This window comes from Helicobacter labetoulli, assembly GCF_003670275.1.
GTDB classification, from domain to species: domain Bacteria; phylum Campylobacterota; class Campylobacteria; order Campylobacterales; family Helicobacteraceae; genus Helicobacter_C; species Helicobacter_C labetoulli.
Genome location: NZ_QXJF01000008.1, coordinates 118,676 through 125,983, shown reverse-complemented (window position 1 = coordinate 125,983; position 7,308 = coordinate 118,676). Strand labels below are relative to the sequence as shown.

Here is a 7,308-nt window from a genome sequence, read left to right as displayed (position 1 = left end):
TGCAAGTTTGGGCGAACTCTCTTATGTGTGGATTATTGATAGAGAGACCCCACAGCTCAATGTTTTGCAAGATGAGAAAGTGATTGGTGCGCCCAAGCAATCGTGCGCTTAATAGAATCTGCAATGCGTTTTTGCTCCGCAGGGAGGCGGATTAAATCATCTAAAATCATCATAATGTCGCTATTTAGGTTGTATTGAATGTCAAGCACCTTTTTGGGCGTGAAAAAATGGGTGCTTCCATCGATATGGCTACGAAATTCTATGCCATTCTCGCGTGGCTTCCCACCCAAGCTAAATGCTTGAAATCCGCCACTATCGGTTAAAAAGCTACCATTAAATCCGCTAAATCCGTGTAGTCCGTCTTAGCGTTCGCACGACTTCATCATTTGGACGCAAATACAAGTGATAAGTGTTTGCTAAAATGATTTTCGCACCAAGATTTTCTAAATCATTAAAATCTAGTGCCTTACACAGGCTTGTGTCAGGCATAAAAGTCGGCGTCAAAACTTCGCTATGAGATAGATTCATTTTCCCTGCACGAGCTTTATTATCGATAGATTTTAGTGTGAAAGTCAAAATTTATACCCAATCTTTATATCGCCTTTTGCGCCGTAGTTCGCGCCACTATCTAGCATTCCTGCGATTCCATATTGCAAATATAGCGCGTCTGTTAGCTTGTGCGAGCCTATGAGATTGATTTCCGCGCTAAATCGTGGGGCGGATTCAAGGCTGTATCCTATAAAGTTTCGCGCTCCGCTTAAACTCATAAATACGCGCTCACCGCCACTATATGCCATATCTTTTAGCGTGAGTGCTAGGCTATAAAAGCTCTCACTCATCACGGCATTATATTCCACGCCAAGCCCATAGGAAAAATTCACGCTACTATATGCTGTCTGCTTGTATTCACCGATTTCAAACGCGCCATTGCGATTGTAGCCTAACGCCAAAACTGCCACAGGTTTTAGCGCGTGGCTAATGGTATCATTTTGCGCCAAAATAAAGTTGTATTTATAATAGAGTGCGAAAAGCGTCCCAAATGCCGTATTTTTCGTGCTTTTAGCATTGTAAGTTTTGTGATTATCGTTAATGCTAAAACTAATATTGCTTTGAATCTCGTGTCCGCCAAACTTTCCGCCCCGTGCATCAAATAGTGAGTGCAGATATAGCCCGGTATTATAAAACATCGCGCTATCTGTCATATCGCCTGTGTGTGCATTTGAGCCACCAAAGCCAAACATTGCACCAAGCAAAATATCGCTACTACCCGCATAAATAAGCCTATCATAGCCGATATTTGTCGCACCAAAGCCCATTTTGCTATCCCCACCGAAATATCCACCGCCCACATTTAGCCACGCGTTATTTGGCAAGTCTCGTTCTCGTTTGCTACCATAGCTAGGCATCGCATCGCTTCTAACTGCGCCTTGCATTAGGGATTGAATGCGATACATAGTGTCATTTTGCGCAAATCGCAAGTGCTTATTGCGCCCACTATGTGCTAGGCGGACTTGCGAAATGCGTGTATTTATCGTTTGGTCATTTGAAAAGAGCAAATTGCGCGTTTGACGCGTTTTGTTGCCCTGTGCTATTTCATTTAAATCGCTATCAATAGTTTGAATCCGTTTATCTAGGACGCTGTAATTATCGGTGCGTGTGGCAGTATCGATGGCATCATCTTTGGGATTTGCCTGTATCAAAGCCTCCAAAATCTCGCTGTATCGGCTTTGCTCGTGGGAAATGTTTTTGTTTAGCTCGGCAAAGGAATCTGGCGCAGATGCTAGGAATTTTACATAAAGCGTATTGCCGATAAATTTACTAACGACAAAGAAATCCGTATTCGTAAAATCTATGCGCTTATCCGTGCGATTGTCTGTGATTGTCCCACTATCGCCTGTGCTTATAAGTTTGTAATAAGTGCCATCCGTTTTTATGCTACCATCGCTCTTTTTTACGCTCGAATCAAAACTCACGCTTATCTTGGAATCCTCTCCAAACGATAGATTTTTATTTTCAAATTTTAGCGATTCAAAGCGTGTATCTGTGCTTATGTTTGGGGTTGTGGCGGTTGTGCTTAGCAATTTTTGATTAGTTTGTGCGGTTTGCGCTTTGCCGACATTTGATAAACTCAAAGCACCGCTTATCGTGGAATCCGCGCTAATAGTCTTTGGAGTGCCATTATTTTGCGCATCATAAGTCGCATTTTTAAAAATCACACGCCCACCACTATTTTCGCTTGTGAATGTCGTGGTATTTTTAAAATCCCATTTGTCAATATTTAGATTTGCATTATTGCTTAAAGTGATGTTTTTCAAACTTTCCGTATTTTTTGCCGAATCAGCAAAATTTAGCGATAGATTCGCGCTATCGACTTGCAATTTGTCAATTTCTAGTGTTGAATCCTTGTCAAGCGTGATAAAATTGTTTGAATCCTTGCCGCCATTAAAAGTAAGATTGCTTGCTTTTAGCGTGGATTTTTTTGTCGAATCGCTTGTTAGCGAAATATTTTTACTACTCAAAGTTACGCCGTTTGTATTATCGGTAAGCGTGATATTTGCGCCGTTTGTCAGCGAAATATTATTACCGATAAGCGTATTTAGTCCGCTAGTAATAGTCCCGCCATCAAAGATAAATGCGTTTATGTTTGCCACTGCGTCATTTTCTTGCGTTAGAGTTAAACTGCTCAAATTTTTTGCCGTAATCGTCCCTGCGGTAAGCGTAGAATTACCTTTTAAATCTATCGAATTGTAGTTATTTTCTAGCTCAATATTTTGCGCCCAAAGTTTCGCACTCCCGCTTAAATCCACACTTGCGGTAATGGATTCTAACGCGGTGGTAACTACACTAGAATCTTTGGCGGTGATTTTCCCACTAAAATTCGCCACCACGCTGTAATTCTGAGCCGTAGGCGAAGAATCCACATTTTTGCTACTTGGATTTTTCGCTTCGCTATCTCGCAATGACGAATCGCTTTTTTCAAGCAAACCTAGCGTGACTGTGCTACCACTTTGTGCGTTTATATCAAAACTCTTATCGCCAAGCATTCCAATTTTTAGCGCAGAATTTTCGCCACTAACTTCGATATTTGCATTGCCATTTGTTCCTGTGAGTTTTGAATCTTTGTCAAGTGCTAAAATGCCATTTTTAACGCCACTAAATTCAATCTTTGGTGCGATAATCTCGCTTTTGCCATCTAGCTGAATCTTTGCCTTATCTAAATTTTCCGATTTTAGCGATTCGGTAAGCGAAAGTTTTGTAAATGTAGATTCTGTTGTGTTATTGCCCAAATACACGCCATTTTTAATCGCATTTGTTGTGCCATTCGTTACTTCATTTGCTTTTGTATCTTTTAGTGTAAGGTTTTTTAGCGTTAGATTCGCGCCCTCAAAAAGCGAAACATTTGCGCTTAAATCTTTAGTATTTCCTGTAATGGTGGATTTAACGCCCACAATGTCGTAATTTGGTTCTATAACCACATTTGCCGAATCTAATTTGCTTAAATCAAAATTGCTTACATTATTGCCTACATTTTCAAACCACAATGCTTCGGTAACGCTTAATTTCGCGCTATTTGTGGTGTTGCTATTTGTAAAAATATTGTTTAAATTGTTGCTATCGCTTAAATTTTGTAATTTTAGCGTTTTTACACTCGCAGTCGCGCCGTTTTCAAGTTTCACCGAATCGGTGCTTGTTAAAGTCAAATAATCCGCCGTGAGTTTCGCATTATTTTTCAAATCCAAACTTGCATTAAAATCCAAAATACTTGATTGAATGCTCCCGCCATTTGCGGTAATTTTGCCTTTGTAGTGTATAGTCTCATTTGCGATTTTTTGCATTTCCGCGCTTAAAACCCCAACCTCCACTTTTTGATAATATCCAAAGCCACTACCATTGATATTTGCGCCATCTTTGTTGTCGATGAAGTGCTTTACGCTACCGCCAAACTCGACTTTGGAGCTATTATCTAGCGTGATATTAGATTCTAAACTCGCATTGCGTCCTAGCGTAAGATTTGCGCCTTTTAAGTCAATGCCACCCAATTTAAAAGTGCGATTATCCCAATCGGGTTGATTTAGGGTTGATGGCTTACTTAAATCCATATAACTTTCCATTCCCTTACTCGTGTCAGATTCGGCAGTTTTGATTTTATCAATGATACTTTTATCGCTAATCGTAGCGTGTGTAGTGGCGTGTCCTTGCAATGCGATATTTGTTTTATTTGCGCTTAATTTTCCGCTAGTGTTAATATTTCCGTCAAAAATCAAATGTGCGCTATCGTTTTTGGTATCACTATTGTGGATAATGTCGATATTTGCTTGATTCGCACTATTTGTCGAATTGGAGTCGCCAAAACTTGCGTGTATTATGGTGTTGGCTTTTTTGGTGCTGTCTTTTTCGCCATTTTCTTTATACCCATAGCCTTGAATCTCAAGCGTTGCCTTTGTCGCGCTAGTGATAGTTGCACCACTATCATTTGCGGCTATGGTGTTTAGCACTAGCGAGTTGCCCGCCAAATCAAACTTGCCTCCGCCCTTGCCAAAATAAAAGCCCATTTCGCTATTTTTATTTTGCGATAGCGTGTAAGAAGTCGTGCCGTTTGTTGAAGTCGTGCCGTTTGTCGCGCCAAGTGCCGTTGCCTTGCCTTGCGTAAGCGCAAGTTCGCCTCGTCCGCTTGTAATGTAAATGTTGTCAAAAGCCTTTTTGTCGGTGTCTAGCGTAACCTTGCCCTCGCCGATTTTCAGCGTGCCTAAATTCTCGCCAGAATTTGGTGTGTAGTTGGTTTTAACGATGAGTTCGCCCTTGCCTATTTTATGCAAGGCGTCATTTTTATCATTTCGTAAAGCCCACTCAACCTTGACATTTTCGCCTATATCAAGCCCTGAACCTTTGAATAAGTAAGTTTTCCCGTTTGCGTTTGTAAAAGTGTATGTTGTAGGCTTTGCGCTAGTTGCGGAGCTATCCGCTGTAAAGACAAAGCCCCCAGCGTAACCGCTTGTATTTCGGTAAATGTTGGCTTGCACTTCAATCGTGCCGCCGCCACTGAAAATTATGTCTTTGTTGTTTTGTAAAGTATGAGAGTCTTTTGGTGTATCGCCCCTTGCACCATACTCCAAAGTAGTGTTGTTGAGCATCCATTTGTTTAAATTTGGTTCTGTCATTTTTAAGTTGATTGTTTGCTCGAATTTGCTTTGATAATCTCGCAAATCCTTGTTTGAAACGGCAGCTATGTTGGCTACATTGCCCGCATTTGTTTCCGTTCCTGTTGATTGTGATACCACGCCCAGCAAAATCCATTTTTTATTTTTGTTATCATAAGCGTAAATTCCACTCCCACTATCTCCGCTTGTAATGCGGTTGTTAAAATCTAAATTTGATGCGTATTTAAACATAATCCCACGCACAGAGCAGTTTTGCGTTTCGTTATTGCAAAATGTACTTGGCAAAACTAGGCTTTCATATTTTGCGCTATCTTTTATCAAAGTGCCAAAACCGCCGCCCTTTGTCTCGCCATTTTCTATTCGGTTAATGTTTGTATTTGTGTTGCCTCTTAAAGTGATGATACCTGAACCAGCTTGATAAAGATAAAGTTCGCCTTTTTCGTTTTTTAAGGCGTCGAGTTGCCCGTTAAAAGCGTTTAAATTTATTTTTTCTTGCTCGGAGTTTTGGTTGTCGATAGAGTTTGTAAAATCAAGCATATCCACTTGCCCTTCAACGACATATTTGTCAAAGCGAGTAAATTTTTCGTCTCTACCATACGGATTTGAAATACCAGTGCCACCGCTTGTATCAGCGATTTGATAAGTGCTTAAATCAAATGTGCGGTAAGTGCCGCGACTATCATACTCAGGCGTGAAATTTACCACATGATTAGCCGTTACTGCAAATCCACGCCCTACCGCCGCAAGATTGCCGTTATTGCTTGAAGCGGAGAAGTTTGGGGTTTGTGGGATTGTAAATTCCGTGCCGTCTTTGCCCGTTATCGTGGTGCTACCATTGCCACTAAATGTGCCTTTGTTTTGCCCAAAGTCCAAATAATCCCTATAATAAAACTTGCTTATATCGATACTTTGCGCATTTGCAATAACTGCGATAAATAGCACACTATAAGCGAATCTACGCAAACAAACTAATAGGAGAGGGGGGCAACACACACTACAACCTTGCTATCATCGTAAATCTCAAAATAAACACAACCATTTTGCAAATCCTAAAAACCCTACGCCGCCGTTTTAAACATAAACCATATAAATATACCCATAGTCGCCGCAAACATAACAGTTATAAATATCAAAACAAAAGTTTCCATTTATAAATCCTCCAATTTATCAATATTTATTATGTAATGCCAAACCATACCCGCCATCACTATAAAATCTAGCTCAATGCCGATATCAATCACGGCAATCTTAAAATTTGAAAGATTGTCGCTATTAACAAACAAAAACGCAAACATACCAAAAAGTGCCACAATCAGCGTAAATAGTGGGATTTTGTAAATCGTCTTTTCTACTCGCACTTTTTTGCTCATAAAGCTCATAAAATTGCCTACCTTAAATTTTTGGGTGCATTGTAGCAGAAAATATTAAAAAATCACCCTAATTCCGCAAGATTCGCTTTTAGTGCATTGCTAAAAACTTCGCTATAATCCCTATCCTTTGGCATTTTTTCTAAAAATATATTTAGCAAGTCCGCATATTCAAAAAGTGCGATTTTGCCCTGTAATAGCTGATATTTTAGGTATAGCCAATATGTATTTAGCACATCGCTTTGGCAGTATTCATCGATTTTTTTAAATTCCCTAGCGCAAAAAAGTTTATACACATCATCGCCGCTTGTATCAAATTTCCCCACAAGTCCCGCCATTTTGCAAACGACATCAAGTTTAATCCCACGCGCCGCGCCAAACGCGCTCAGGGCATCTAGCAAGTCAATGTGAAAATTCTCACTCATACCTTGCCCGATAATTCTCCCACTTGTTTTTATTATGCGCTACATTGTCCGTCTCAAAGTAGGATTTAGCACTGAGATTATAACGCATAGCGCGAATCATAATCGCAGGCAAGTCAAAATTGCGCCCATTGAAGCTGACTAATTTGGGATTATTTTTATTTAAATAGCGCAGAAATTCGCTTAAAATCTCGCGCTCATCTTTTGCTAAATACGGCGAATCTTTGCTTGAATTGGCACCTGAATTGCTACTTGAATCTACATTTGAATCCTTTGAATCGCGCCCAAAATTCCCCACTTTTACAAACCGCCCAAAATCATCGCAAATTAGCGCAGCAATAAGTAGCTATAATGAGTTAA

The 7,308-nt window shown here is 40.2% G+C and carries 4 protein-coding genes and 1 pseudogene; all 5 read right to left on the bottom strand.

The genetic code is table 11. The features are described from left to right. Positions 1 to 71: 71 nt before the first annotated feature. Positions 72 to 576, bottom strand: a pseudogene (locus tag EBF12_RS05530) (tRNA-guanine transglycosylase); the annotation flags it as partial. After that, positions 573 to 6,101, bottom strand: a complete 5,529-nt coding sequence (locus EBF12_RS05525; protein ID WP_279629419.1) for a S6 family peptidase — start codon at positions 6,099 to 6,101, stop codon at positions 573 to 575. The gene EBF12_RS05525 and the pseudogene EBF12_RS05530, both read right to left, overlap by 4 nt. Positions 6,102 to 6,307: 206 nt before the next feature. Next, a complete protein-coding gene (locus EBF12_RS05520) occupies positions 6,308 to 6,538 on the bottom strand; it encodes a hypothetical protein (protein WP_121726770.1) in 231 nt (76 codons plus the stop codon). A 53-nt stretch (positions 6,539 to 6,591) separates the two neighbouring features. Then, positions 6,592 to 6,951, bottom strand: a complete 360-nt coding sequence (locus tag EBF12_RS12185) for a hypothetical protein (protein ID WP_121726769.1) — start codon at positions 6,949 to 6,951, stop codon at positions 6,592 to 6,594. Beyond that, positions 6,944 to 7,246 (bottom strand): 3'-5' exonuclease, encoded by a 303-nt coding sequence (locus EBF12_RS12180; protein ID WP_157979059.1) that lies wholly within the window; start codon positions 7,244 to 7,246, stop codon positions 6,944 to 6,946. The genes EBF12_RS12185 and EBF12_RS12180 overlap by 8 nt, the downstream gene beginning before the upstream one ends. Positions 7,247 to 7,308 lie beyond the last annotated feature (62 nt).

Excerpts from the sequence above, each read along its gene's own strand:
- EBF12_RS05520 (WP_121726770.1), bottom strand. The coding sequence starts at position 6,538 with ATGAGCTTTATGAGCAAAAAAGTGCGAGTAGAAAAGACGATTTACAAA.
- EBF12_RS12185 (WP_121726769.1), bottom strand. The coding sequence starts at position 6,951 with ATGAGTGAGAATTTTCACATTGACTTGCTAGATGCCCTGAGCGCGTTT.